The organism is Vannielia sp. SX4 (assembly GCF_052828525.1).
On the sequence record NZ_CM128247.1, the window covers coordinates 1,446,325 to 1,470,532 of the forward strand.

18 protein-coding genes are annotated in these 24,208 nt (G+C 66.4%); 7 read left to right on the forward strand and 11 right to left on the reverse strand.

Translation table 11 applies throughout. The features are described 5' to 3' along the window. Nucleotides 1-2 precede the first annotated feature (2 nt). From ACUXVX_RS07180 to ACUXVX_RS07195, 4 genes are all read right to left on the reverse strand, one after another. Nucleotides 3-2,558 (reverse strand): ATP-binding protein, encoded by a 2,556-nt coding sequence (locus ACUXVX_RS07180; RefSeq protein ID WP_446310993.1) that lies wholly within the window; start codon nt 2,556-2,558, stop codon nt 3-5. Nucleotides 2,559-2,612: 54 nt separating this feature from the next. Further along, entirely contained in the window at nt 2,613-3,119 is a 507-nt protein-coding gene (locus ACUXVX_RS07185) for a molybdopterin-dependent oxidoreductase (RefSeq protein ID WP_446310994.1), read from the reverse strand. A 102-nt stretch (nt 3,120-3,221) separates the two neighbouring features. Then, the gene (locus ACUXVX_RS07190; protein WP_446310995.1) at nt 3,222-4,109 is read right to left on the reverse strand and encodes a UTP--glucose-1-phosphate uridylyltransferase; all 888 of its coding nucleotides are present in this window, start codon (nt 4,107-4,109) and stop codon (nt 3,222-3,224) included. A gap of 46 nt (nt 4,110-4,155) precedes the next feature. Next, nucleotides 4,156-5,535, reverse strand: a complete 1,380-nt coding sequence (locus ACUXVX_RS07195) for a WecB/TagA/CpsF family glycosyltransferase (protein ID WP_446310996.1) — start codon at nt 5,533-5,535, stop codon at nt 4,156-4,158. 233 nt (nt 5,536-5,768) lie between these two features. Between ACUXVX_RS07195 and ACUXVX_RS07200 the strand changes: the two genes are divergently transcribed. Then, entirely contained in the window at nt 5,769-6,386 is a 618-nt protein-coding gene (locus tag ACUXVX_RS07200; protein WP_446310997.1) for a LuxR C-terminal-related transcriptional regulator, read from the forward strand. 103 nt (nt 6,387-6,489) lie between these two features. On the opposite strand, the gene ACUXVX_RS07205 is transcribed toward ACUXVX_RS07200, so the two are convergent. Next, on the reverse strand, nt 6,490-7,299 hold the full coding sequence (locus tag ACUXVX_RS07205; RefSeq protein WP_446310998.1) for a LysE family translocator: 810 nt from the start codon (nt 7,297-7,299) through the stop codon (nt 6,490-6,492). A 150-nt stretch (nt 7,300-7,449) separates the two neighbouring features. On the opposite strand from ACUXVX_RS07205, the gene ACUXVX_RS07210 reads away from it, so the two are divergent. Together ACUXVX_RS07210 and ACUXVX_RS07215 are read left to right on the forward strand one after the other, a co-directional pair. After that, nucleotides 7,450-8,889, forward strand: a complete 1,440-nt coding sequence (locus ACUXVX_RS07210) for a hypothetical protein (protein WP_446310999.1) — start codon at nt 7,450-7,452, stop codon at nt 8,887-8,889. After that, on the forward strand, nt 8,886-10,151 hold the full coding sequence (locus ACUXVX_RS07215; protein ID WP_446311000.1) for an O-antigen ligase family protein: 1,266 nt from the start codon (nt 8,886-8,888) through the stop codon (nt 10,149-10,151). Before ACUXVX_RS07210 ends, ACUXVX_RS07215 begins: the two co-directional genes overlap by 4 nt. A gap of 60 nt (nt 10,152-10,211) precedes the next feature. Here ACUXVX_RS07215 and ACUXVX_RS07220 read toward each other — a convergent pair whose 3' ends face one another. Then, the gene (locus ACUXVX_RS07220) at nt 10,212-11,858 is read right to left on the reverse strand and encodes a sulfatase-like hydrolase/transferase (RefSeq protein ID WP_446311001.1); all 1,647 of its coding nucleotides are present in this window, start codon (nt 11,856-11,858) and stop codon (nt 10,212-10,214) included. Next, nucleotides 11,855-12,364, reverse strand: a complete 510-nt coding sequence (locus ACUXVX_RS07225; RefSeq protein WP_222470231.1) for a MarR family winged helix-turn-helix transcriptional regulator — start codon at nt 12,362-12,364, stop codon at nt 11,855-11,857. Before ACUXVX_RS07225 ends, ACUXVX_RS07220 begins: the two co-directional genes overlap by 4 nt. 136 nt (nt 12,365-12,500) lie before the next feature. Here ACUXVX_RS07225 and ACUXVX_RS07230 point away from each other — a divergent pair, with 136 nt between their 5' ends. The 3 genes from ACUXVX_RS07230 to ACUXVX_RS07240 all read left to right on the forward strand — a co-directional run bounded on the left by ACUXVX_RS07230 (nt 12,501) and on the right by ACUXVX_RS07240 (nt 18,534). Next, nucleotides 12,501-13,556, forward strand: coding sequence for a TAXI family TRAP transporter solute-binding subunit (locus tag ACUXVX_RS07230; protein WP_446311002.1), 1,056 nt, complete (start codon nt 12,501-12,503; stop codon nt 13,554-13,556). A gap of 80 nt (nt 13,557-13,636) precedes the next feature. Further along, a complete protein-coding gene (locus ACUXVX_RS07235; protein ID WP_446311003.1) occupies nt 13,637-15,937 on the forward strand; it encodes a TRAP transporter permease in 2,301 nt (766 codons plus the stop codon). Nucleotides 15,938-16,059: 122 nt separating this feature from the next. Further along, nucleotides 16,060-18,534, forward strand: a complete 2,475-nt coding sequence (locus tag ACUXVX_RS07240) for a cation:proton antiporter (protein WP_446311004.1) — start codon at nt 16,060-16,062, stop codon at nt 18,532-18,534. 157 nt (nt 18,535-18,691) lie between these two features. On the opposite strand, the gene ACUXVX_RS07245 is transcribed toward ACUXVX_RS07240, so the two are convergent. From ACUXVX_RS07245 to ACUXVX_RS07260, 4 genes are all read right to left on the reverse strand, one after another. Beyond that, the gene (locus tag ACUXVX_RS07245) at nt 18,692-20,461 is read right to left on the reverse strand and encodes a PQQ-dependent methanol/ethanol family dehydrogenase (RefSeq protein WP_446311005.1); all 1,770 of its coding nucleotides are present in this window, start codon (nt 20,459-20,461) and stop codon (nt 18,692-18,694) included. A 202-nt stretch (nt 20,462-20,663) separates the two neighbouring features. Beyond that, nucleotides 20,664-21,197: a tetratricopeptide repeat protein gene (locus ACUXVX_RS07250; protein WP_446311006.1), complete on the reverse strand. Its 534-nt coding sequence runs from the start codon at nt 21,195-21,197 to the stop codon at nt 20,664-20,666. Between the two features lie 41 nt (nt 21,198-21,238). After that, the gene (locus ACUXVX_RS07255; protein ID WP_446311007.1) at nt 21,239-22,192 is read right to left on the reverse strand and encodes a YVTN family beta-propeller repeat protein; all 954 of its coding nucleotides are present in this window, start codon (nt 22,190-22,192) and stop codon (nt 21,239-21,241) included. 3 nt (nt 22,193-22,195) lie between these two features. After that, nucleotides 22,196-23,368 carry an ABC transporter substrate-binding protein gene (locus tag ACUXVX_RS07260; protein WP_446311008.1) on the reverse strand — a complete coding sequence of 391 codons (1,173 nt, stop codon included), beginning with the start codon at nt 23,366-23,368 and terminating at the stop codon, nt 22,196-22,198. A gap of 147 nt (nt 23,369-23,515) precedes the next feature. Between ACUXVX_RS07260 and pedF the strand changes: the two genes are divergently transcribed. Further along, nucleotides 23,516-24,208: a cytochrome c-550 PedF gene (gene pedF / locus ACUXVX_RS07265; protein WP_222470223.1), complete on the forward strand. Its 693-nt coding sequence runs from the start codon at nt 23,516-23,518 to the stop codon at nt 24,206-24,208.

A 24,208-nucleotide genomic window follows, 5' to 3' on the forward strand; every position in this document is an offset into this window, starting at 1 on the left:
GCCTACTGCGCCGCCGGGCGGGGGGCCTTGCGGCGCTCGGCCACCAAGGCGGCGCGGGTTTGCGCCCAGACCTGCGGCAGGGCGGCGATGCCCTCCTGCATGGCTGCGACCTCTCCGACCTTTGCGGCATCCTCGATACCTACAAGAGCAGCCCGCAGAGCAACGGCGCCGAGGGTGGCCGAACTGCCGGCGATCTTGTGAGTGCGCGCGGCGGTGTCTGTGAGATCCGCCTCGGCTGAGGTGCCAAGGAAGGCGATCAGCGCCTCGACCTCGGTGCCGAAGCGGTCGAGCAGGGTGCCAAGGGCCTCCACGCCAAGGGTTTCGCGCAATTCATCAAGGTAGCTGCCCGCGACGGCGGGGTTTTCGGGCATGCGGCCTGGCGTGTCGGCGCCCGCGTGATCGGCCAGCACACGGTCGAGCGCGGCGCGGGAGAGCGGTTTGGTCACGATGTCGTCCATCCCGTCTGAGAGAAACGCCTCCTGCTCCTCAGCGACCGCATTGGCGGTGAGGGCGATGATGGGCACCCGGGCGCAGGGGCCGTGGCCAGCGCGGATGGCACGGGTGGCCTCGCGGCCATCCATCACCGGCATGGAGATATCCATCAGAATCAGGTCAAAAGGCTCGGACCCGGCCCGCTCTACCGCCTCGCGGCCGTTCGCGGCGTGGGTCACGGTATGGCCTGCAGCCTCCAGCATCTCGCGGGCGACCATGCTGTTGATCTCGTTGTCCTCGACCAGCAGCACCTTGCTGGCCGCCGCCGTACTGCGCGGCTTGCGGGCCGCGACCTCGGGGTCTGGCGCGGCCACGGGTTCGACCGGCAGGCGGATGAGGAAGCTGCTTCCGACGCCTTCCTCGCTCTCCACCTCGATCTCACCGCCCAGAGCGGTGATGAAGCGCTTGGCGATGCCAAGGCCGAGGCCGGTGCCGCCGACCTCGCGGTCATAGGCGGTGTTGCCGGTCAGGAAATCGTCGAAGATATGCGCCTGAAGGTCCGGGCTCATGCCGATGCCGGTGTCGCTGACGGTGATTTGCACCTCGGGGCCGGCTGCGCCGTCAAGACGCTCTGCCTCCACCCTCACTCGCCCGCCGCGGGTGAACTTCACTGCATTGCCGATCACGTTCATCAACACGTGCTGTAGCCTGTCACGGTCGGCTCTGATCCAGTCCAGCTGCGGGCCGGACCAGCCCCACTCGAGCGTGGTGTCCTGCGCCAGAGCCGCGCCGCTCTGGTTGTCGACGATGTCCTGCAAAAGGGTGGAGAGGTTCATCGCCACGGGCCGCAGCTGGAGTTTGCCCGCGTCGTACTTGGTGATGTCGAGCACGTCGGAGATGTGGCTCATCAGCAGCTTGCCCGAGGTATCCATGTTCTTGATGTAGCGGGCCTGCCGGGCGTTGAGCGAGGTGTCCTGCAGGAGTTCGAGGTTGCCCAGAAGGCCGTTCAGCGGCGTGCGGATCTCGTGGCTCATGGTGGCGAGGAAGTCGGTTTTGGCCTTCTCGCCCGCCAGCGCCCTGTCGCGGGTCTCGACCAGCTCCTTTTCGGATTGGACCCTGTGCGAGATGTCGCGCAGGAAGGAGATGAAGATGGTGCCCTCGGCGGTCTTGGCGGATTGAATGGCGAACTCGACCGGGAAGACCTCGCCCGATTTGCGCTGTGCTTCCAGCTTGATCCGGCCCTTGCCGACCACCCGTTGCTCGCCGCCATCGCGCATGCGCTGCATGCCGGCGTCATGGGCCGCGCGATATTGCTCGGGCACGATCAGGTCACCAAGGTTCGCCCCCACGGCCTCTTCCGCGCTGTAGCCGAAAATCTGCTCGGCGGCGGCGTTGAAATCGAGCACGGCGCCGGATTTATCGACCACGATCACCCCGTCGAGCGCGGTGGAGGTCACCACGTTCATCCGGCTTGCGCTCTCCAGCACCTCGCGGCGGCGGCGCACGTTCTGCCGGTTGAGGTGGTTGAGGTAGGCGGCGAAGCCGAGGAGGGCGAGCACCAGAACGGAGACGCCCACGGCCAGTTGGGTGAGGGTGACGGCGACGTTGTTGCGGCGCTGGTCAGACTCGACGGCAAAGTAATTGAGGCCGGAGTTGGCCAGGGCGCGCACATTGGGGCGGACCTCTGCGGTGCGGGCCAGAAGCTCGGGCGCGGCGGCGGCCAGCTCGGCATCGGGCGCGTCGATCAGTGGCACGGTGCGGTCGAGGAAGGTTTTCACGATCCGCAGGTTGCGGGAGAACTCCGGCTCATCGCGCAGCCCGGCATAGAGCGAGCTTTGCTCCAGCGTGGTGATCCGGCTGTAGAAGATGTCGTACTCCCGCCGCAACTGCCTGAGCTCATCACCCGGAGGCGTCGGCAGGGCTGCGAGTTGGATCTGGAACTCCAGAAACTCCACCTCGGATTGCGAGAGGGTCCATTGCACGTTGTCGGAGCTGGCAGAGTTGAGCAGCTTCAGGTCCCGCGCCACGTGAACGGAGAGATAGACAAGGGCCGCAACGCAAAAACCCGCCGCGATGGCGGTGGCAAGAAGGCGCGGGCGGCGCCAGCGGCTGAACAGGCCTTCCATGATCTCTCCTCTCGGGCGGGCGCGGGCCAGTGGTGGCCCGGCGCCCCTTCAGGCTTAGTCGACGACCACGATGCGGTCGAGTTGCCAGATGCTGCGGGAGTAAATCACCTCGGTCCGGTAATCGGCGCTGGAGTCATAGGGATAGACGATCCAGAGCGGCCCCTTGTCCCGCACCGACATCTCGGCGCCGTTCATCCGGTAAGCCACGATGGGGCCTCCCTCCACGGCATCCTCGAACGGGATCTCGACGGCATAATCGTTGATGGCGGTGGCCCGGAGGGTGCCGCCTTCGATACCCGCCGCCTCGGCCAGCACCTTGAGCGAGACGCCCTCGAAGGTGTTGGTGCCTTCGGTCCAGATGGTGGTGGTCTCGATGGTCTCGTTGCTGAGCGCCTCGAGCATGGCGAGGTCGAACTGGGCGGTGTCGCCGGCGTTGGTGGTGCCGATCTCGCCGGAGAGGGTGAGGATGACCTCGCCCTCGGGCGCGGCCAGATCCTGTGCGGCGAGCGGCAGGGCGGTGAGCGCGGCAATCGCCAGCGACTGGATGAGTTTGCGCAGCATGTCGGTTGCTCCTTGGTTTCCTGTGGCACTCTATCTCATGGATGGGCCCGGAGGCCCAAATGGTCAGGCGGATAGGGACCTATCCTTTGGGATAGGTCCGGTTCAAGCGACCTGCCGCAAGGGCGCGCTGCGCTCGGCGAGAAAGCCGCGCAACTCGCCTGCCAGCTCGGGACGGTCGAGCGCGAAGGCGGCGGTGGCTTGGACGAACCCCTGGATCGAGCCGCAATCGAAACGCTCGCCCTCGAAGGCGTAGCCATAGACGCCCGCCCGCGGCAGGTCGGCGTTGATGGCATCGGTGAGCTGCAGCTCGCCGCCGGCGCCGGGGCCGAGAGTCTCGAGCTTTTCGAAGATCGAGGGCTCAAGGATGTAGCGGCCGATGACGGCGCTGGTGGAGGGGGCCACATCGGCGCGGGGCTTCTCGACCATGCCGCGGGCCACGGAGACCCGGCCATTCTGGCCTGCCACATCGAGCACGCCATAGGCGGAGACCTTGCTGCGCGGCACGTCCATGGTGGCGACCATGTGGCCGCGGGTGCGGGCGTGGGCCTCGACCATCTGGGCCAGCGCGCCGCGGCGGGCGCGGATCACGTCATCGGGGAGCAGCACGGCGAAGGGCTCGTCGCCCACCAGCGTGCGGGCAAGCCGGACGGCGTGGCCGAGGCCGCGCGGGTTGGGCTGGCGCAGGAAGCTGAGCGCCCCTTCGGGCATCCGGGTGCGCTCCAGCGCGGCGAGGGCATCGGCCTTGCCGGCGGCCTCGAGGCGCTGCTCCAGGGCGGCGGCGGTGTCGAAGTAATCCTCCAGAGCGCCCTTGCCGGCGGCGGTAACGAAGATGAACTCCTCGATCCCGGCTTCGCGGGCCTCGTCCACCGCGTATTGGATCAGCGGGCGGTCGACCAGCGGGAGCATCTCCTTGGGGATCGACTTGGTGGCGGGGAGAAAGCGGGTTCCCATTCCGGCGACGGGGAAGACGGCTTTGCGAACGTGGGTCATGGCAGGGGTCCTTTCGGTGAGCAGATGAGAGTGGGGTGGTGTAGGGTCAGTAGGCGCCCCGGCCGCCGAGCACGGCGCCGAAGGTGCGGGCGATGAGGGAGAGGTCGAGCAGCAGAGTGCGCGAGGCGGCGTAGGAGAGATCCATCTCGACCATCTTGTCGAAGCCGATGGAGGCACGGCCCGAGACCTGCCACACCCCGGTGAGGCCGGGCTTGACGGCGAGGCGACCCAGCGCACGGGCGGGGTAGGCGGCGACCTCGGAGGGCAGGGCAGGGCGCGGGCCGACGATGGCCATCTCGCCCTTCAGCACGTTGAGGATTTGCGGCAGCTCGTCGATCGAGAAACGGCGGATAAAGCGGCCAACGCGGGTGATGCGCGGGTCGGCCTTGGATTTGAAGCAGACGCCCTCACGGTCGGAGGTGGCGAGCAGCGCGGCGCGGCGCGCCTCGGCATCGACGCCCATCGAGCGGAACTTCAGCATGGTGAAGGTGCGGCCATTCCGGCCCACGCGGGTTTGGCGGAAGAGCACCGGGCCACGGCTATCGGCCTTGATGGCAACGGCAGTGGCGGCCAGCACCGGGGCGAGCAGCACCAGTGCGGTGAGCGAGAGGGTCACGTCGAGAAACCGGCGTTGCGCGGCGGCGAAGCTCTCCGGCCCCCAAGCCTTGAAGGCGGCGTGGGTGAGGAAGCTGAGGTTGCCCGCAAGGTAGCGCTTGGCAAGGCGGCGCGGCTCCTGCGCCAGCCTCCAGATCCATTCGGCCCGGGCCTTGCGCACCCAATGGGGGGCGCGCGTGACGTTGCCTGCGAGAAAGTCGAAGAGGGCGCCGACCGCGAGGGTCAGGTCGGCGTTCAGCCGCCAGGCATGGCGGTGCAGCCAGAGCTCCTGCATCGGCACGCCGAGGGCGACGAGCACGATGTCTGCGCCGCTCTCGTTGATGTCATCCACCACGGTGTCGGCATCGGCGGCGCCGTCGAAACCATCGCGGGTGCCGGCGATCCGCAGGGCGGGGATGCGGGCTTGGAGTGCGGCGGCGGCGGCGCGGGCGGTGCCGGGTTTGCCGCCGAAGAGGTAAACGGATTTGCCCTGCGTGGCGGCTTGTTCCAGCAGCGCCGGCACGAGGTCGGTGCCGTTGAGGTTGGCGGTCAGGCGCTGGCCGGTCATCTTGCCCGCCAGTTCCACCCCGATCCCGTCGGGCAGCAGAACGTCGGCACCGGCCACGGCCTCGCGGTAGGCCCGGTTGCGGCGGCGGATGTTGCAGCAATGCGCGTTCATGAAGAAGGCGCGGCGGCGGCCCGGGGCGAGCAGTGCGACGATGGTCTGTGCGGGCGTGGCATCGACCAGGTCGAGGCCGAGCGCGGGCAGGTTGGCGGTGGGCAGGGCCGGGGTGACGGCGGTGCAGGGCAGGTCGAACGTGGCGGCTTTCATCGGGCAAATCCTTGTGCTTCAGGAACTTGCCCTCTGATGCCTGCTAACCTTGCCCTGGCTCAACGGAGCGGGAGGAGAGGTGCGCGGCGCGTTGGTTAACCGGTTATTACCAGCGGCGCGGAAACCTATCCGAAGGAGATAGTGGCTGGCCGAATTCTCCGTGCCTTTCGGTCCGCCAGCGGGTTAGATATGTGACAAAGCGTTCTACCAGTGCGGAAACCCGGGAGCCTCCGATGCGCGTTCTGATTGCCGATGACCACGACCTGCTGCGCGACACCCTAGTGATGTTTCTGCAGAGCCAGGGCGACATCGAAACCGAAACCGCGCCCGACTTGCCCGCGGCCCACAAGCTGATCGAGGCGGCTGAGGCGCCCTTCGACCTTGTGCTGCTCGACCTGAACATGCCGGGGATGAACGGGCTGGACGGGCTGAAGGCAACGATGGCGCTGGGCGCGGGCCAGCGGGTGGCGCTGCTCTCGGGCGAGGCCACCAAGGAGATCGCCGAGAAGGCGTTGGAGGCAGGCGCAGCGGGCTTTGTGCCAAAGACCCTGCCGGCGAAGTCGATGATCAACGCGGTGAAGTTCATGGCGATGGGCGAGCAATACGCCCCCATCGACTTCATGACCGCCGCCGACGAGACCCCGACCCACCCGATGGCCGAAAAGCTGACGCCGCGCGAGTTGCAGGTGCTGAAGGGGCTGACCGAGGGCAAATCCAACAAGGAAATCGCCCGCGACCTCGACATCACCGAGCCGACGATCAAGCTGCACATGAAGACGCTCTACCGGAAGGTCGGCGCCTCGAACCGCACCCAGGCGGCGCTCATGGCCCGGGAGGCGGGGTTGTTTTGAGGGGGCGGTTCAGTTCCCGAAGGTTAGCTTCGAGACCACGGTGACCGATGCTGCGCGTGCAGGAATGACGGCCTTGAATGTGAAGCCAACTGCCGGGAAGGCATCAGGCCGCGCGATGTCCCATGACGAATTTCACGGGAGCGACGATCATCCAGGCCCCGACCCCGAGCATCGTGCCCCCTGCAAGATTCCCGCCCCAAAATGACAGGTTTTCAGATCCGAAACGGCTTGCGATCTGGTTCTTGATTGTGACTGCGCATAGAGCAATCAAGCTGAAACAGATGAACCCGTTCAAGTACATGAAGACGCCGAGAACCAGAATTTGGGTGCTCACGTTTCCTAGCTCGACTGCCACGAATTGCGGTAGGAACGACGTTAGCAGGACGATCATTTTCGGATTGCCGAGATTGGTCAGGAGGCCCTGAAGATATGCCGCGAAGAGAGGCTCCTCGGACCGCAAGCTCCGGATCTCACGTGTTCCAATGTCAACGGCACGCGAAGCGAATGAAGCGCGCAGCATCTTGAGTCCGATGTAGACGAGATAGAGCGCACCAGCCGCGCGGACAGCCATCCAGACAGCGGGGGAGAGGGTGTTCACAAAGTCCATTCCGAACGCGATGGCAGGAACGAAGAAAATGCCAGCGGAGATAACGCCGAGAATGGCTGCAAAAGCGTGCCGCATTCCCTGAGAGGTCGCGCGAGATACGACGACTATGCTGTCTGGTCCGGGTGTCAGGAACATGAGCGCATGTATCCCGACCATGACGGCGACAAGATTCCAGTCCATCGAGAATACCTGGTTTAAATTCAGTACGGTTGGACCAACGGTAGGCTCGCCGCGAAATTCTGTAAACTTGGCATCTAAGAAAGGTGGCGTTCGGTGGGCCAGGACGAACCGCAGCAAAGCCGCCATTCCGAAGGTACGGCGGACCTTGAGGCCTTACTCCGCCTAAACCTACCCCATCGGATAGCGCAAACGCCCTGATGCCCCTCGCACCTCCCCGCCCGCGCGGAGGCGGGGCAGGGCCACTCCTTCTATGGTCTGCCCTGAAGGAGATGCTCGATGACCCTGCAAGACACGTTTCACACCGCCAAACCCGCCCGCAAGCGCCGCCTGACCGGCAAGCGCATCCTGTTGGGCGGTCGTATCGGCGACCTCGGGCGATTTCCGCGTTACCTTGCCTTTGCGCTCATGGGCGGGGCAGCGATCTGGGCGCCGATCACGGGCTACCTGCGGACCGCGCCGCTCACCTTCAAGTCCACGGCCTCGCTGATCCTGCCTGGCTCGGGCGCCTCGGCTTCGATGAACCTCAACGGGATCGGGCAGGCGTCTTCCTATGCAAATTCCGCCTTCGCCAGCAACGCGGTGAGCCCGACCGAGACCTACAAGCGCCTGATCGGGGCCGACCGGATCGTGGATGCCGCCGCGGGCGCGATGGGGATGACCCGCCGCGAGTTCGGCGCGCCGCGGATCAACCTCGTGGACCAGACCAGCCTGATCCATGTCGAGATGGCCGGCGGCAGCCCGGAGACGGCGCAGGCGCGGGGCGATGCGCTGATCGCGGCCCTCTTCGCCGAGATCGACGCGCTCCGGGCCGACGAGATGGCCACGCGGGAAGACAGCGGGCTGGCCGCGATCTCGGAATACCGCAGTTCGGTGGCGGCGACCCGGGAGGACATCGCCGCGCTGCAGGGCGAGACCGGGCTGATCTCGGCCGACCAGTATGACGCGATGGTGGAGGAGACCCGCCAGTTGCAGAGCCGGGTGCGCGACGTGGAGGCCACGCTCAGCGAGAAGACCCAGAGCGTCGCCGCGCTGGAGGCCACGCTGGGTGTGCCCGCGCGGGCGGCCGCCGCAACGCTGAAGCTCTATGCCGACGCCGAATTTGCCGCGCTCACCGACGAGGCCGCCACCCACGCCGCGGCGCTGGCAGAGGCACGCTCGGCCTATGGCGAGGGGCACCCGAAGGTGCAGGTGGCGCGTGCGGCGCAGGCCTCTGCACAGACCGCCACGCTGGCGCGTGCCGCTGCGGTGACCGGGCTCGACCCCGCCGCGCTTTCTGCGCTCGACCTCGCCCCCGATGGCGCCCGGGCCGAGTTGCTGGCGCAGCTGGTGCGGATGGAGGCGGAGCGTGCTGGCGTGGCCCGTCAGCACAGCACGCTCTCGGACCGGCTCGAGGGCGAACTAGCCGAGCAGAAGCAGCTGGCCGCCCCCGCCGCCCGGTTGCAGGACCTGCAGCGCGACTTCACCGTGGCCGAGGCCGTCTTTGCCAGCGCCATCGCCAAGACGCAGTCGACCAAGTCCGATGTCTATGCCTCCTACCCGCTGGTGCAGGTGCTGGAGAACCCGTCGCTGCCCGAGAAGCCCTCGTCGCCCAACCGCAAGTTGGCGCTGGCCGCGGGCGTGGCCGCGACGCTGATGATGCTCTTTGGCCTGCTGCTGGGCTGGATGCGCGGTGCCCTGATCGGCCGCCTACTGGCCCGCCCGGAGCAAACCTCATGACAGGCCTCACCGGCCCCGAGCGGATGGTCTACAAGACGCTGGTCTGGACCTGGCCGTTCTATGCTTTCGGCGCGCTCTATGTTGTCGGGCCGGTGCTGGCTTGGCTGCTGGGCGGGCTGGCGGCTCTCTCTCTCTACCTCGGCCCCGCAATGCGCGAAGACCTGCGCCCGACCGGCCCGGTACCCGCCCTTGTCTGGGCCTGGTTCATCGGCATGGCGGTGATGCTCGTCGCCCTCTGGGCCGGGCACCTCGACTGGGGGCTGGGGCTGAAGCAGACAATCAAAAGCTCGATCGGCTGGGCCAAGGGCTGGGCGCTGCTGGCGCTATTTCCGCTGGCGGGCGCGGTGCTGCAGATCCGCCGGGAGGTGCTGATCCGGGGGCAATGCGTGGTGGGCCTGTGGACGCTGGCGCTGGCGCCGGTGCTGCTGGCCGCCCCCTACATCGGCCTGCCCGAGCGCATATTCACCTCGCCGCTCAAGGCCATCGGCGGGCCGGGGCCGGAGTACTTCAGCGTGTTCTTCTTCACTTGGGACCCGGCGAGTTGGACCCCGCGCTGGCAGTTCTATGCCCCCTGGTCGCCCTTCGCGGCGCTGCTCGGGGTCATCATGGTGCTCTTTGCGCTGGAAGAGAAAGACCGGCGCTGGATGGCGGCGGGTGTGGCGGCGGGGGTGTTAATGATCCTCGCCTCCAAGTCCCGCATGGGTCTGGTGGGGCTGGTGGCCTGCACCGTTGCCCCGCGCATGCTGCCGCTGATCCTTCGCGGCTGGGCCTGGCAGGTGACGGCGGCGCTGACCGCCTCGTTGGCGGTGGTGGGTACCACGCTGGCGACGATGGCCGGCGATGCCGTCTCGGCCTTCAAAGGTGCGCGGGCTGACAGCACGCGGGTGCGCGCGACCCTCCAGCGGATTGCCCGCGAGCGGTGGGAGAACGAGGCGCCCTGGTTCGGCCACGGCACGGTGCATCCCGGCTCGCACGCGGTGGAATACATGCCGATCGGCAGCCACCACACGTGGTTCGGGCTGCTCTTCGTGAAGGGGCTGGTTGGGTTCTTCGCGCTGCTGGTGCCGCTCGCCTGGCACGTGGGGTTCGCGCTCATCGACGCCGCGCGCCACCCGCGCGGGAGGCTGCCGCTTGGTATCCTAATGACGATGGTGCTGCTCTCGTTCGGCGAGAACATCGAGATCGAAGCCTACATGCTCTGGCCCGGCCTCGTGCTGCTCGGCGTGCACCTGCGCGAAGTTGCCAAGGCTCGCGGGGCTTGAGTCTGAACCGCGTTCATTTCTGCAGCACGCGCGGCGCCCCGGACCAACGATGGGGTAAGTCTAAGGCCGGCCGATGGGCTGGAGGTCGCTGAAGGCCTTGCCGGTGGCTTGCTCGTATTCTGCCTCGTCCCAGAAGCCGATCAGGATGCCGGTTTCGGCGGCTTTCTTCTGGCGCGCCAGCACTTCGGGGGTGGCGGTGATGCGGGTGTGGTGGCGGGTGGCCCAATCGAGCAGGGCGGCCTCCATCCGGGTGCGGACGGCGGCGTGCTCTGCGGCCTCAGAGGCGCCGAGATCGGTGAGTTCCTGTGGGTCGGTCTCGAGGTCGAAGAGCACGGGGCGGAAGGCCTCGCAGCGGATGTACTTCCACCGGCCATCGAAGATCATGGTCGTGTGAGCGTGTTCCTGTGGCTGGTCGAGGGTGCGGGCCATGTCGGACCAGTGATAATCATGCTCCGAGATCGCGTAGCGGCGGGAGAAGCCCTCGGTGCGGTGGAGCAAGGGGGTGAGGTCGCGGCCCTCGATCACGTGCGGCTTGGGCTTGCAACCGAGCGCGTTCATGAAGGTGGGCGCGAGATCGATCATCTCGATCAGTTCATCAGAGACCACGCCGCGCGACGCCTCGGCCTCGGGGCGGGGGTCGGCGATGATGAGCGGCACCTTCACCGCCATCTCGTGGTAGAAATCCTTGTCGCCCATCCAGTGGTCGCCCATGTAATCGCCGTGGTCGGAGGTGACGGCGATGATGGTGTTCTCGCTCAGACCCGTCTCATCCATCCATGCAAAGAGCCGACCGAGGTTGTCGTCGAGTTGCTTGATGAGGCCCATGTAGGCGGGGATCACCGTTTCGCGGACGTGATCGCGCGAGAAGCTCTTGCAGACCCGCGCCGCGTGATAGGCGGCGACCAGCGGGTGGTCGGTTGCCTTCTCGGCCTCCGAGCGCACCGGCGGTACAATGTGACTCTCGTCATACATGTCGTGGTAGGGCGCGGGCACGATGTAGGGCCAGTGGGGCTTGATGTAGCTCAGGTGGCACATCCACGGGCGCCCATCGGCCTCTGCCTCCTGCATGAAGGCAATCGCGCGGTCGGTCATATAGGCGGTTTCGGAATGCTCCTCGGGCACATTGGCGGCGAGGCGGGAGTTCTTGAGCAGCCAGGCCGAAAGCAGCTCGCCATCTTCGTCGAGGCCGGAGTTGGCGAAGTCTTCCCACGGGTTATCGGAGGAGTAGCCGTGGGCGACGAGGTAGTCGTCATAGGCGGACCAGTTCTGGCGCGGGCTGTCGGGGTGCAGCCCGTCATCGCGCTCGAAGGGCTCGAAGCCGCATTCTCCCCGGCGCACGCCGATCTCGCTCTTTGGGTCGATACCGAGCCAGGCCATGCCCTCGGCGTCGGCGGTCATATGGGTCTTGCCCACCAGAACCGCCCGCGCCCCAGCCTCGCGCAGGTGGTCGCCCAGCGTCGGCTCTCCGATGCGGAGCGGCATTCCATTCCATGTGGAGCCGTGCGAGCGCACGTAGCGCCCGGTGTAGGCCGACATCCGCGAGGGGCCGCAGACCGGGGATTGCACATAGGCATTTGTGAAGCGCACGCCGCGCGCCGCCAGCGCGTCGATATGAGGGGTGTGCAGGTGCGGGTGGCCGTAGCAGCTGAGGTAATCGAACCGGAGCTGGTCGGCCATGATCCAGAGGACGTTGGGGCGTTTGGTCATTGATGCGTCTCTCTCTCCAGCAGCTGGTCTGCCGGGGTATGCAGGAAATCTTCGAGCTTGGTCAGCAGGGTGATGAAGGCGCGGATCTCGTCTTCGGTCATGCTCTCGCGCAGGGCGGCACGGCGGCGGGCCATGACGGGGGCGGCGACCTCATAGGCGGCGCGGCCCTTGCCGGTGACCTCGACCACGGTTTGCCGCTTGTCGGCCTCATCGCGGGTCATGGTGACGAAACCCTTGTCGCGCATATCGGGGAGGGCGCGGCTGAGCAGCGAATGATCGGCGCGCTGAATCGCGGCAAGATCGCGGATCGTCATCGGCCCGGCCTCGCACAGATCCCAGAGCGTGCGCCACTCGACGATCGAGATCCCGCCACCGCGTTGCAAGAACTGCTGCCCCTGCTTGCGCGAGGCGGCATAGACGGCGGGCAGGCGCGAGAAGACGTTAAGCTCTTCATGCGCACGCCGCTCCCTGATTGCCTCAGGGGACAATTTCCCTCTGTCAGCCATGGTCTCCTCCATCGCCCAGATAGAAGCCGAAAAAATAATACGTGACAAGTCATATAATTTTTGTCACCGTGAGCCCATGCCCCGATCTGCGGGGCGCCCGCCTTTGGAGGAAGGCGAAGAACATGGGAGGACAGACATGATTCGGACGACGATTCTCGGCGGCATGCTGGCGCTGGCGCCGCTGGCCGCATCCGCACAGGCCACGCTCACGGCAGAAACCACCACCCCCGGCTCGACGCCGCATTACATCGACTCGACGCTCGCCGCCGTGCTCGACAGCGCAGGTGTGGCGACGATGCAGATCACCGAAGGGGCCACGCTCACCAACTCGGTGCAGGCCGTGGCCGAAGGGCGGCTCGACATGGCGCCCGCGCCGCTGATCCTGCCCTTCCTGCTCTCGCGCGGGATCGGCCCCTACAGCGGGGTCGGTCCGGAGAAGGGGGCAGAACTGGCCTCGAACATCCGGGTGATCTTCTTCAATGCAGGCTCGGCGCAGTTGCTGGGCTACTACAACAGCAACCCGATCGAAGACATCCGCGACATGTCGGGCAAGCGTATCTGGAACGGCCCGCCCCGTGGTGCGGCGCTTACCTCCGGGCGGGCGATGATTCAGCTGCTTTCGGGCGCAAAGGACGGCGAAGACTACGAAGGTGTGCAGACGCCGTGGCCCGATACCGTCTCGACCATCACCGGCGGTTCGGTGGATGCATGGACCATCCCCGAAGGCCTGCCATCGGGCCGCGAGATCTCGCTGGCAGCCGCCGGCGGCATCACCATCCACGATGTGCCCTCCGACCTGCTCGCCAGCGAGTTGGGCCAGCAGATCATGGCTGCGCCGGGCCATGCGCCCTATTCGGTGCCGATCGAAGATTTCCGCAAGGCCTATGAGGGCAACGACATCACCATTGTGGTGGATGACGACAGCTTCGACAGCTTCGCCACCGCCTTCGGCCAGATCGTGCCCGCCACGCTGGACGAGCAACTCGTCTACGACATCACCAAAGCCTACCTCGAAGGCAAGGACCGGTTCATCAACGGCTCGCCGCGCGGACCCTTCGCGATGATGAGCTTTGGCGATATCGACGGTGTCAGCCAGGGTGCCTGCGGGGCCGTGCAGATCAAAATGCACCCCGGCGCGATCCGCGCGTTCGAGGATGCCGGGCACAGCATCGCCGATTGCCTGCGCCCCTGACCCCTTGCGCGTGACCCGCGCAGGACGTGGCCGCAGCGCGCGGCCACGTCAGACCCCCTGAACCCCGAGGGCTCCGAGAGATGACCGAGACGAACGACACATGGCCTCTGGGCCAAAGGATCGCGCTTACCCTCGCGTTCATCCTCGTGGTGGTGGGGATGATCAACACCATGCCCGAGATCGCCGGGCTTCAGGACTTCGCGCGGGAGGTGACGGGGCGGCCGTTCTTCCGGGTGTCGGGCTTTCCGCCCGAGTATTTCTATCCGCCGGTGTTCTTTGTGATGATGCTGATCGTCGCGCTCAACTCCAGCGTTTTCCGGGCGATGAAACGCGATGGCGCGCCGCGCCCGTGGCTGGGGCTGATGCTGGATGCCGGGCTGATCATCGCCGCCTTTCTCGGGGCGCTGGGCTTTCTGGTGGAGATCGACTCGGTCTGCCTGATCGACCAGATCACCGGCGAGCGCGCGCGGCTCATTCAGGAGGCGGCCGAACGGTCCGCCGGGGTGATTCCGGGCATGTCCTTCGAGGCTGAGGTGCCGGCGTGCCAGTCGCGCTTCGGGATCTGGATCATCCCGCTGCTCTTCACCATCATCACCCTGTTCTTCCTCTATAACGTGCGGGTCTGGGGGATGCCGCTGGTGATCGTGGCGAGCGTGGTGGTGGCCTACACGGTGGGCACCGCGCTGATCTGGATCTTCGATCTGTCGGACAACAACTTCCTCCTCACCAAACTGGGGGCCGATGGCGGCGATGTGCGCGCGGCGGCGATCCAGAAGGCGACGAATGTGTTCATCACGCCCGATGGCTTCATGGGGCGGTTCATGGATATCGTCGTGAACCAGGTCTTCCCGTATGTGATCCTCGGCGCGCTCTTCGGCAGCAGCGCGGGCGGCACATCGCTGATCAAGCTTGCGGTGCGGCTCACCCGGCGGCTGCGCGGCGGGCCGGCGCATGCGGCGATTGTCTCATCGGCGATGTTCGGCACCATCACCGGCGGGCCCGTGACCAACGTGCTCTCCACCGGGCGGCTGACGATCCCGATGATGCGGCGCAACGGTTTCTCGCCACAATTTGCGGGCGGGGTCGAGGCGGCGGCCTCCTCGGGCGGGCAGATCATGCCGCCGGTGATGGGGGTTGCGGCCTTCGTGCTCGTGGCGCTGACGGCAGTGCCCTACACCAAGGTCATCACCGCGGCCTTCTTGCCCGCCATGGCCTTCTTCTTCTCGATCTTCCTCGCCGTGATGTTCCAGGCCCGGCGCGAGAAGGTGGAGGCGATGCGCGACATCCCCGAGGATCTCGTAATGGAGCGGCACGACTGGACCAACCTGATCATCATATTCCTGCCGATCCTGACGATCCTTTTCCTGCTGCTCGGCAACAAGGACAGCTTCAGCGAGGGTATTCTCGCCAGCATCCTGCCGCGACCGGTGTTGCAAACCATCGTGAATGCGACGGGTGATGCGGTATCTGCCGGATGGTGGGCGGTGGCGGTGCTGATCCCTCTGCTCTTTCTTGACCGCGAGACCCGGCGCAAACCGAGCCGCGTGCTGACCGCGCTGGGGGAGGGGGGCATCTTGCTTTCGGGGCTGTTCCTGCTGCTCTTCGCGGTGTCGATCATCTCGGCCTTCCTCAATGAGAGCGGCCTGACCGGCGAGCTGACCCGTGCAGTGACCTCCTGGCTGGAACGGGCGCAGGTGATCCGACTCTTCGGGCTGGAGATCGAGATTGTCGGCGGGGTCTACTTGATGCTGGCGCTGTTCTGCGCCATGCTCTGCGCGATCCTGCTTGGTATGGGCATGCCCACCGTACCGGCCTATGTGAACGTGGCGCTGCTGCTCGGCCCGCTGCTGGCCAACCTCGGCGTCAGCTTTTTCACCGCGCATATGTTCGTCTTCTACTTTGCGGTGGCCTCGGCGATCACGCCGCCGGTGGCGATCGCCGCCTTTGCGGCGGCCTCGATCACCAAGACCGAGCCGATGCGCACGGGCATCGCGGCAGTGCGGGTCGGGATCGTGATGTTCACCATCCCCTTCGTCTTCGCGTGGTATCCCGAGTTGCTGTTGATCGAGGAGGCGGTGACGATCACCGATCCGAACGGCCAGAAGGCGCTCATCGAGGGCTACACCGGCGTGGTCGACTGGGGTGCGATGAGCCTGCTGGGCCTCCGGCTGGTGCTGGCACTCTACCTCATCGCCTCCGCACTGGCCCGTTATGACCGGGGCGCTCTGGCGCGCTGGGAAGTCGCGCTGCGCCTTCTGGTGGCGGTGCTGGTGATGTGGAAGACGCTGCCCGTGATGCTGACGGGTGTGGCGCTGGCGGTGCTGCTGCTGGGCTTCCATGCCGTACAAGCGCGCCGGGGCGAGGCGCGGGCGCTGACCTGAGAGGCACCGTGCGCGGCACCCGGCTCGCCGGGCGGCGCTGCGCTGGCGACAAGTTGCACTGATCGGGCAAAAAGCGCTCCGCATCCCCGTGCGTTCGCCTCCATCTCTGCTAAGGGAGGAGCATGAACCTTGTCCTGATCATCACGATCATCGCCGCGCTCTTCGTGGTCATCGGCGCGGCCGAGCCGCTGGCGGCGCGGTTGCGGCTACCGTTCAGCGTGATCCTCGCTGTGCTGGGCGTGATGATCGGCGCGGGGGCAATCTTTTTTCTGCGCACGGAGCTGACCGATGCGCTGAACCCGGTGGCCGAGGCGATCCTCGCGCTGCCGATCCGGTCGAACATCTTCATTTATGTCTTCCTGCCCACGCTGCTGTTTCAGGCCACACTGGGGATGAACCTGCGGCGCATGGTGGACGATTGGGTGCCGATCCTCGTGCTGGCCGTGGTGGCGGTGGTCGTCGCCACGCTGAGCGTGGGGTTCGCCTTGTCATGGGCCAGTTCGCTGCCATTGGCGGCCTGCCTGCTCATTGGCGCCATCGTCTCCACCACAGACCCGTCTGCCGTGGTCTCGATCTTCCGCTCGATTTCGGCGCCGCGGCGGCTGGCGCGGATCATTGAGGGTGAGAGCCTGCTGAACGACGCCGCTGCCATCGCGCTCTTCGGCCTGTTCATGGGCTTCGTGATGCTGGGCATCCCCGACCCGGAACTGGGCGATGCGTTGGCGCAATTTCCCAAGTTGATCCTCGGCGGAGCCTTCGTGGGCTGGCTGATGGCGCGCATCGCCGTCTGGGTCATGGCGCTCTTCAGCCGACATGAACTGGCGCAGATCACCCTCTCGGTCGCGCTGCCTTACCTTGCCTATATCGTGGCCGAGCAGAGCATTGGCGCCTCGGGGGTGATCGCCACGGTGGTCGCTGGGATGACGCTGAACCTCACCGCGCCGGGGCGGTTGCCGCCGCAGGCTTGGGCCAATATGCGGGAGCTTTGGGGCGTGCTGGCGCATTGGTCAGGGGCTCTGATCTTTATTCTCGCCGCCCTGTTGATCCCGCGCCTCTTGGAGGAAGTGCGGCTTGAAGATGTGCTGCTGGTCGGCGTGGTCATCGTCGCGGCAGTGGCGGCGCGCGCGGCGATCCTCTTCGGGCTGTTGCCGCTGCTCACCCGGCTTCGGGTCTCGCCCGCGGTGGACCGGCCTTACCGGGTGGCGATCCTCTGGGGTGGGCTGCGCGGCGCGGTGACGCTGGGGCTGGCGCTGGCGGTGACCGAGAGCTTTCGGGTGCCTGATGGCATCCAGCGGTTGGTGGGCATTCTGGCCACCGGTTTCACTCTCTTCACCCTCATCGTGCAGGGCTCCTCGCTCCGCTGGGTGATCACGCGGCTGGGGCTCGACCGGCTCACCCCGCTCGATGAGGCACTCTCGCGGCAGGTGGTCGCCGTGGCCTTGCAGACCGTGCGGGAAGACGTGGCCAAGACCACCGAGAACTACGAGCTGAACCGCGACATCGTGCGCGGCGAGGCCAAGCGCTTTGGCGAGCGGCTGGATGCGGCGGTGAAGGCGGCGGAAGACAGCGTGGATATTCTGGACCGCGACCGCGTGGCGCTGGGGCTGATCGCGCTGGCTGGTCACGAGCGCGACACCATCCTGCACCGCGTGCGCGAGCGGACGATCTCGGCGCGGATGGCTGAACAGGTGCTGTCCAATGCAGACCGTCTGATCGAAGGCGCACGCACGCAGGGCCGCAGCGGATATCAGCGCGCGGCGCGGCGGGCGGTTGCCTACGGGCCGGCTTTCCGCGCGGCAGTGTTCCTGCATGGCCGCCTGTCAATGCCGTGGCCGCTGTCGCAACTGACGGCGGACCGATTTGAGTTGCTCCTCTCGCAACGGCTCGTGCTGCGCGATCTGGGCGGGTTCATCGACCGGCGGGTACGCCGCATTCATGGCCGCCGGGTGGCCGAACTGCTAAACGAGCTTCTTGCGCGGCGGATCGAAGGGGTGGAGACCGCGCTGGAGGGGCTGCAACTGCAGTATCCGGGTTATGCCGAGGAGATGGAGCAGCGCTTCATCCGCCGCACGGCGCTGCGGCTGGAAGAGCGCGAATATGCGGTGATGCGAGAGGACGGGCTGATCGGGGCCGAGGTGTATACCGCGCTGGTCCAGCAACTCGCCGGACGCCGCGCCGCCGCAGAGCGCCGCCCCTCGCTCGATATCGCCGCCCGCCGCTCCACTCTGGTGCGCCAGTTTCCGCTCTTCGCGGACCTCGACGATGCGGCGCTCAAGCGCCTCGGGCGGGCGCTACGAACGCGCTACGTGAACGCGGGCGAGGTGATCGTGCGCAAGGATAGCGCGGCGCGCAGCGTGTTCTTCATCGCCTCGGGCGCGGTGGAGGTCGAGACGGCGGGCCAGAGCTCTCGCCTCGGGCGTGGTGAGATGTTCGGCCATATGGCCCTGCTGGCCGAGCGGCGGTTGCGCACAGAGGTGCGGGCCATCGCGCCGACCACGCTGCTGGTGCTGAGCGAAGACCGGTTCGCGGGGCTGATGAACCGCAGTTCCGCGATCCGCGAGGCCGTGCGGGAGAGCAGCGAGCAGCAGAGCGCGTAATCTGTGCTGCGCCTTGGGCTTCGTCTCAAGAGCAGCTAGCCACAGGCGGGGCATCTCCCCGCCTGAAACCGCACAGCCGGTTACAGAAGGCGGGTCGCCCAAATGAAAACACCCGCCACTGGGAGGCGGGTGGTTCCGATCTGGCCTGGTGGTTGGCTTAGTTCGCCGAGGCCAGTTCCTTGGGCAGGCGGAAGGTCCAGAGGAGGCCGCCTTGGTTGAGGTAGTTCACCTTCTTGGCAACCTCACCGCCCCAGAGCGGCACGGCGCCGCCCCAGCCGGAGATGACAGAGACATACTGCTCGCCATCGGTCTCCCATGTGATCGGCTGGCCGACGATGCCGGAGCCGGTCTGGAACGACCAGAGCTCTTCGCCGGTCTCGTCGTCGAAGGCGATAAAGCGACCCTCGGGAGTGCCGGTGAACACGAGGCCACCTGCGGTGGTCATCACGCCGCCCCAGAGAGGCGCGTCGTTCTTGAACTCCCACTTGATCTCGCCGGTGTCGGGGTCGATCGCCTTGAGGGAGCCGATGTGGTCCTCGTAGTTCGGCTTGATGGTGAAGCCGGAGCCGAGGTAGGCCGCGCCCTTCTTGTAGGTGATCGGCTCGTTCCAGATATCCATGCCCCACTCGTTGGAGGGCACATAGAAGTTGCCGGTCTTCTGAGAGAAGGCCATCGGCATCCAGTTCTTGCCGCCGAGGAAGGACGGGGAGGAGAAGACGACCTCGCCCTTGGCTCCATCCGCCGCCTCCGCAGGGTTGCCCGGGCGGTTCTCTTCGTTGAAGATCGGGCGGCCGCTCTCGTCGATGCCCTCGGCCCATGTGATATCCTTCACGAAGGGCGTGGCCGAAACGAAGGCACCGTCTTCGCGGTTCAGCACGTAGAAGAAGCCGTTGCGATCCGCGGTGGCGTAGCGCTTGTTGCCCTCGCGGTCGGTGTAGGCCACCACCTCGTTCACGCCGTCATAATCCCAGCCCTCGCGCGGCGTGGTCTGGAAGTGCCACTTGATCTCGCCGTTCGACGGGTCAATGGCGATGCGGCTGGCGGCATAGAGGTTGTCGCCAGAGCCGTCGTTGTTCTGGCCCGCGTCGCGCAGCCAGGAGTTCCACGGAGCCGGGTTGCCCGCGCCGAAGATCAGCGTGTCGGTCTCGATATCGTAGGAGCCGCCGAGCCAGGTCGCGCCGCCGCCGGTCTTCCACATGTCACCGGGCCAGCTCGCATTCAGTTCGCCGGTCATGGTGCTCTCTTCGCCGTTCAGCGTGCCCATGTGGCCTTCAATCGTGGGGCGGGTCCAGATGAGGTCGCCGTTCTCGGCGTCATAGGCGTAGACGGTGCCGACGATGCCGAACTCGCCGCCTGAGTTGCCGACGATCACCTTGCCATCGACGATCAGCGGGGCGGCGGTGTAGCTGTAGCCGGCCTTGTAGTCTTCAATTTTCTTGTTCCAAACGACATCGCCAGTTTTCAGGTTCAGCGCCACGAGGCGGGCGTCGAGGGTGCCGAAATAGATGTTCTCGCCATAGATCGCGCCGCCGCGGTTGATCACGTCGCAGCAGGGCAGGATGCCCTCGGGCAGGCGGGCGTCGTACTGCCAGACTTCGGCGCCGGTCTTGAGGTCGATCGCGTAGAGCCGCGAGTAGGAGCCGGTGATATACATCATCCCGTCATGCACCAGCGGCTGGGTCTCTTGCCCACGCTGCTTTTCTCCGCCGAGCGAAAAGGCCCAGGCGGGTTGCAGGTTTTTCACGTTTTCCTTGTTCAGCGTCTCCAGCGGGGAGTAGCGCTGAAGGTGCCGCCCCATGCCGTTGGTGAGCACGTCGCCGGTGCTGGCCTGGTCATTGGCGAGGTCTTCTTCGGTCACCTGCGCGGTGGCGCTTCCTGCGCCAGCCAGCAGGCCGACGACGGCTGCCGTCATCAAAAACTTGTTCATGGATGTCCTCCCTGTCGCGATCTTCACGAGCCACCAGCCCGCCTCCTGCGGGTGGGTGCTGCGGCGAGTATTCTCCAACCGGGGGGGCACCGGATATTGCACAATGGTCGTATTAGGGGTGAGATTTGTATAATTATTACAGCACGTTAAACCGCATCGCGCAGGCTGCGCGGCAGGGTCTTGGCTGGTGCTGTGACGCGGCTCAGAAGAGCGGCGCGTATTTCCATTCGTCGGCGTCGGGCGTGACGGTGCGCGGGTCGTAATCGCCCTGCTGCAACTGCCGCGCCACCTTAAGGCCGGCTTCGGCGGCCTCATCCACCAGCGCACGGCCACGGGCCTCGTCACGGGCAACGCCGTGACCCCGGATCAGGTCGAGCCCGTAGTTGAACTGGCCCACCGGGTCGCCGGCCTCTGCGGCCTTCCTGTCCCACTCGGCGGCGGCATCGGGGTTCTCGGGTGCGCCGAGGCCGTTGTTGTCGAGCTGGCTCATCCACGTCATCGCGCCTGTGTACCCGGCGGCGGCGCAATTCTCGAAGAGCTTGCGGGCAGAGGTATGATCCCCTGACTTGGTAAGGGCATAGCCCATCGAGCAGAGCACCATGCCGGTCTCGCCCTCATCGGCGCGGTCGAGAAACCGCTGCCAGGTCATCTCATCGGGGTTCAGCGTGCCGTGCTCCTCATCGGCCAGAGCGGGGCTGGCGGCGAGCAGGGCGGCGGCGAGCAAGAGCTGTTTCATGGCGTCATGATACCTTGCGTACAGGGCACGCGTCACTAGCGCTATGGTCGTAGAGCCGCGCCCCAGGGGTAGCGGCCCACCTTGATCGACTTGATCGGCTCGCGGGAGGCGACGTCGATCACCGTCACGTCGCCGGAAACGCCGTTGGTGGTGAAGAGCTGAGACTTGTCGGGTGAAAAAGCCATATGCCAGACCCGGCGGCCGACGAGGATGTATTCTTCGACTTCGTAGCTCTCCATGTTCACCACGGCCACGTGGTTTGCCGGGCCGAGGGCCACGAAGGCGTGGGTATCGCCCTCGGCAAACTCGAAGCCCACGGGTTGCACCTTGTCGGGGTGGACGCCCTTGATCTCGAAGTCGATCTTGGCCTTCTCCGCCTTGCTCTCCACGTCGAAGATGCTGACCGTGCCGCCGATCTCGGCGCTCACCCAAAGTTCGGCGCCGTCCTCGGTGAACTCGGCATGGCGAGGGCGGCTATCAACCAGCGTGTTGGCCACGATCTCGCGGGTCTCTGTATCGATCCAATGGGCCATGTTCGTGGTCTCGGAGGTGGTGATCGCAAGCGCCCCGTCTGGCGAGACGGCCATGCCCTCGGGCTCGATGCCCACGTTGATCTGGGCCACGACCTTGCGGCTCTCGACGTCGACGACCGTGGTGATCGCGTCATCCTCGTTGGCGATGTAGAGGTGCTTGTTGTCGGGGTGCAGCACGAACTGCTCGGGGTCTTCACCCGAAGGCAGATCATGCAGGATCTCGCCGGTTTCCGGGTCCATCACCTGCACCGAGTCGCTGTCGGAGGCGCAGATGTAGACCACCGAGTAATCGTGGCTGAAGGTGATCCCACGGGGGCGCTCGCCGGTGGGGATGGTGCGGGTGACCTCGAGAGTTTCGATGTCGATGACGCTGATGGTGTCATCCTTCTCGTTCGTGACCCATATCTCGGCGGCATTGGCCGCGAAGGGGAGCAGCGAGAGCGCGAGAGCGTGGCGCAACATGGGTTAACCTCCGAAAGCGGTGCAGGCGGACTCGGGGGCGTCGATCCCCAGCGTGTCCAACTCGTTGACTTGATGCAGAAAGCCCTCCAGCGGCGCGGTGGCCACGAGGGCGCGGGCATGGGCGAGGGCAATGGGCTGGCGCAGCTGGCCGTTCCACGGGCGGAACGACATCGGCCGCCCTTTGAAGCCTGCCAGCTCGAAGCTGTCGCCCAGCACATATGCGCGAATCGCCGCCGGATCGGTCGTGCTGGTGCGGGTAACAGCCTCGCCCAGAGTGCGGATCGCGGCCCAGGCTGCGTAATCCTCGGGCGCCATCGGGCGGCCCGCCGCCTCGGTGAAGCGCGATTGCAGCTGCGCCGCGCCCCATTGCTCGATCACCGGCGCCCACGCGACCGGCACGAGCCCTTCGGAGCCGCTGACGGGGCGGGGGAGCCATGTGTTGAATTCGACGTAGCGGCCAAAATCGTGGGTCTCATCGGCCACCAGCAGGGCGTCATAGTCGCCCAGCTCCTGAGTGAAGAGCGGCACCTCGGCTGAGGCGTTGCGGCGCATGTCGGCGTCGAAGGCCCATTGCTTCTCGGCGCCGATCTCCAGCCCGAATTTGGTGGCGGAGGCCCGCAGCGCGGCGGCAAAGGCGGCATCCTCGGGGCGGGGGCCTTCGATCATGGCAATGTCGGCCCAGCGGCGCATGGCGAAGAACTGCATCAGCGCGTCACTGCGCATGGAGAGCGAGGCGGCGGTGTGCAGCAGGTTGGCACGGCAACCCTCGCTGCGCAGGGCATCATCTTCCGCCGTGGCGTTGAACAGGAGCGCGGCTTGCGCCTCTGGCAGGTCGGCAATGGCGGTGAGTGCGTCAGCCGATGCGTCGATGACGAGGTAGGGCGAGGCGGCCAGCGCGGCGCGGGCGGCATCCAGCGGGCTTTCACCCTCGGGCACCGAGACGGTCTCCAACGCATATGTCTGCCCGAGGAAGCTGCCGGTGGTGGCGTTGTCGGCCAGCCCCAGTTCGGCCCCGGCGCGGCCAAGGTCTTCGGGCCGGGCCTCGAGGTTGGAGAGCGTCGGGGGCTCGGGTGTTTCGACCCGCAGATAGGTGACCTTGACCGAGAGCGTATCCGCCTCGGTCGCGGTTGCAACCGTGGCCCAGAGCCCGGCGACGAGTGCCAGAAATGCGCGCATGATGTCCTCCCGGCTTAAACGCTAGCGAGGTTGTGCAGCGCCCGATGTAGGACATTGGTCGCAAAATCCGGGCGTCTTGAACCAAAGTCCAATACCGCGGCGCGGCAGGCTGGGTCACAACCTCTGGCAGCGAACAGGGAGGAACACATGTCCGTCAGATCGAGCCTCGCCACGGCCCTTGCCGTCATCTTCACCGCCGGCACCGCGCTGGCCCACGGCGACGTGGCCCCGCAGCCGATGAACACCGATGCCCTGCCCGACGTGGGCGAGGAGTGGCTGATCGAAAATCCCTATCGCGCGGACAAGGTGGGCGAAGAGGCCTGGGCCAAGGCGGTCGAGATCGGCGCCTCGGGCTACAACCAGAACTGCGCCCGCTGCCACGGGCTCGAGGTGGTTTCGGGCGGGCTTGCGCCCGACCTGCGGTTCCTTGAGGCGGAGGAATACGGCGACGAGTGGTATGCCGAGCGCTACCGCGTGGGTTACACCCAGAACGGCACCACCAAGATGCCCGCCTTCGACGAGGTGCTGGGCCAGAAGGCCGGATGGGCGATCCGGACTTACATCGAGACCCGGCCCGACGACGAGGCGATGGCCGAGGTTGGCGATGAATTGAAGGGCATCCGCGACCAGCTCGCAGGTTGGGCAGAGGGCGGCGAAGGCGCCGACGGGGCCGCCGTTCAGGCGCGCCTTGCCGAGATCGCCGCCGGGATCGAAACCCTCTCCGGCGCACCCGTGGCCGACAGCGTGGCCTATCGCGCGGCCAACATTCTCGCCGCCGATCCAGAGGCCTATGCCCAGGCGGCCGAGGTGCTGACCATCGGCCTTTCGGCCGCGCACTGA

Coding starts and splice junctions, on each gene's coding strand:
- ACUXVX_RS07180 (WP_446310993.1), bottom strand. CDS start 2,558: ATGGAAGGCCTGTTCAGCCGCTGGCGCCGCCCGCGCCTTCTTGCCACC.
- ACUXVX_RS07185 (WP_446310994.1), bottom strand. CDS start 3,119: ATGCTGCGCAAACTCATCCAGTCGCTGGCGATTGCCGCGCTCACCGCC.
- ACUXVX_RS07190 (WP_446310995.1), bottom strand. CDS start 4,109: ATGACCCACGTTCGCAAAGCCGTCTTCCCCGTCGCCGGAATGGGAACC.
- ACUXVX_RS07195 (WP_446310996.1), bottom strand. CDS start 5,535: ATGAAAGCCGCCACGTTCGACCTGCCCTGCACCGCCGTCACCCCGGCC.
- ACUXVX_RS07200 (WP_446310997.1), top strand. CDS start 5,769: ATGCGCGTTCTGATTGCCGATGACCACGACCTGCTGCGCGACACCCTA.
- ACUXVX_RS07205 (WP_446310998.1), bottom strand. CDS start 7,299: ATGGCGGCTTTGCTGCGGTTCGTCCTGGCCCACCGAACGCCACCTTTC.
- ACUXVX_RS07210 (WP_446310999.1), top strand. CDS start 7,450: ATGACCCTGCAAGACACGTTTCACACCGCCAAACCCGCCCGCAAGCGC.
- ACUXVX_RS07215 (WP_446311000.1), top strand. CDS start 8,886: ATGACAGGCCTCACCGGCCCCGAGCGGATGGTCTACAAGACGCTGGTC.
- ACUXVX_RS07220 (WP_446311001.1), bottom strand. CDS start 11,858: ATGACCAAACGCCCCAACGTCCTCTGGATCATGGCCGACCAGCTCCGG.
- ACUXVX_RS07225 (WP_222470231.1), bottom strand. CDS start 12,364: ATGGCTGACAGAGGGAAATTGTCCCCTGAGGCAATCAGGGAGCGGCGT.
- ACUXVX_RS07230 (WP_446311002.1), top strand. CDS start 12,501: ATGATTCGGACGACGATTCTCGGCGGCATGCTGGCGCTGGCGCCGCTG.
- ACUXVX_RS07235 (WP_446311003.1), top strand. CDS start 13,637: ATGACCGAGACGAACGACACATGGCCTCTGGGCCAAAGGATCGCGCTT.
- ACUXVX_RS07240 (WP_446311004.1), top strand. CDS start 16,060: ATGAACCTTGTCCTGATCATCACGATCATCGCCGCGCTCTTCGTGGTC.
- ACUXVX_RS07245 (WP_446311005.1), bottom strand. CDS start 20,461: ATGAACAAGTTTTTGATGACGGCAGCCGTCGTCGGCCTGCTGGCTGGC.
- ACUXVX_RS07250 (WP_446311006.1), bottom strand. CDS start 21,197: ATGAAACAGCTCTTGCTCGCCGCCGCCCTGCTCGCCGCCAGCCCCGCT.
- ACUXVX_RS07255 (WP_446311007.1), bottom strand. CDS start 22,192: ATGTTGCGCCACGCTCTCGCGCTCTCGCTGCTCCCCTTCGCGGCCAAT.
- ACUXVX_RS07260 (WP_446311008.1), bottom strand. CDS start 23,368: ATGCGCGCATTTCTGGCACTCGTCGCCGGGCTCTGGGCCACGGTTGCA.
- pedF (WP_222470223.1), top strand. CDS start 23,516: ATGTCCGTCAGATCGAGCCTCGCCACGGCCCTTGCCGTCATCTTCACC.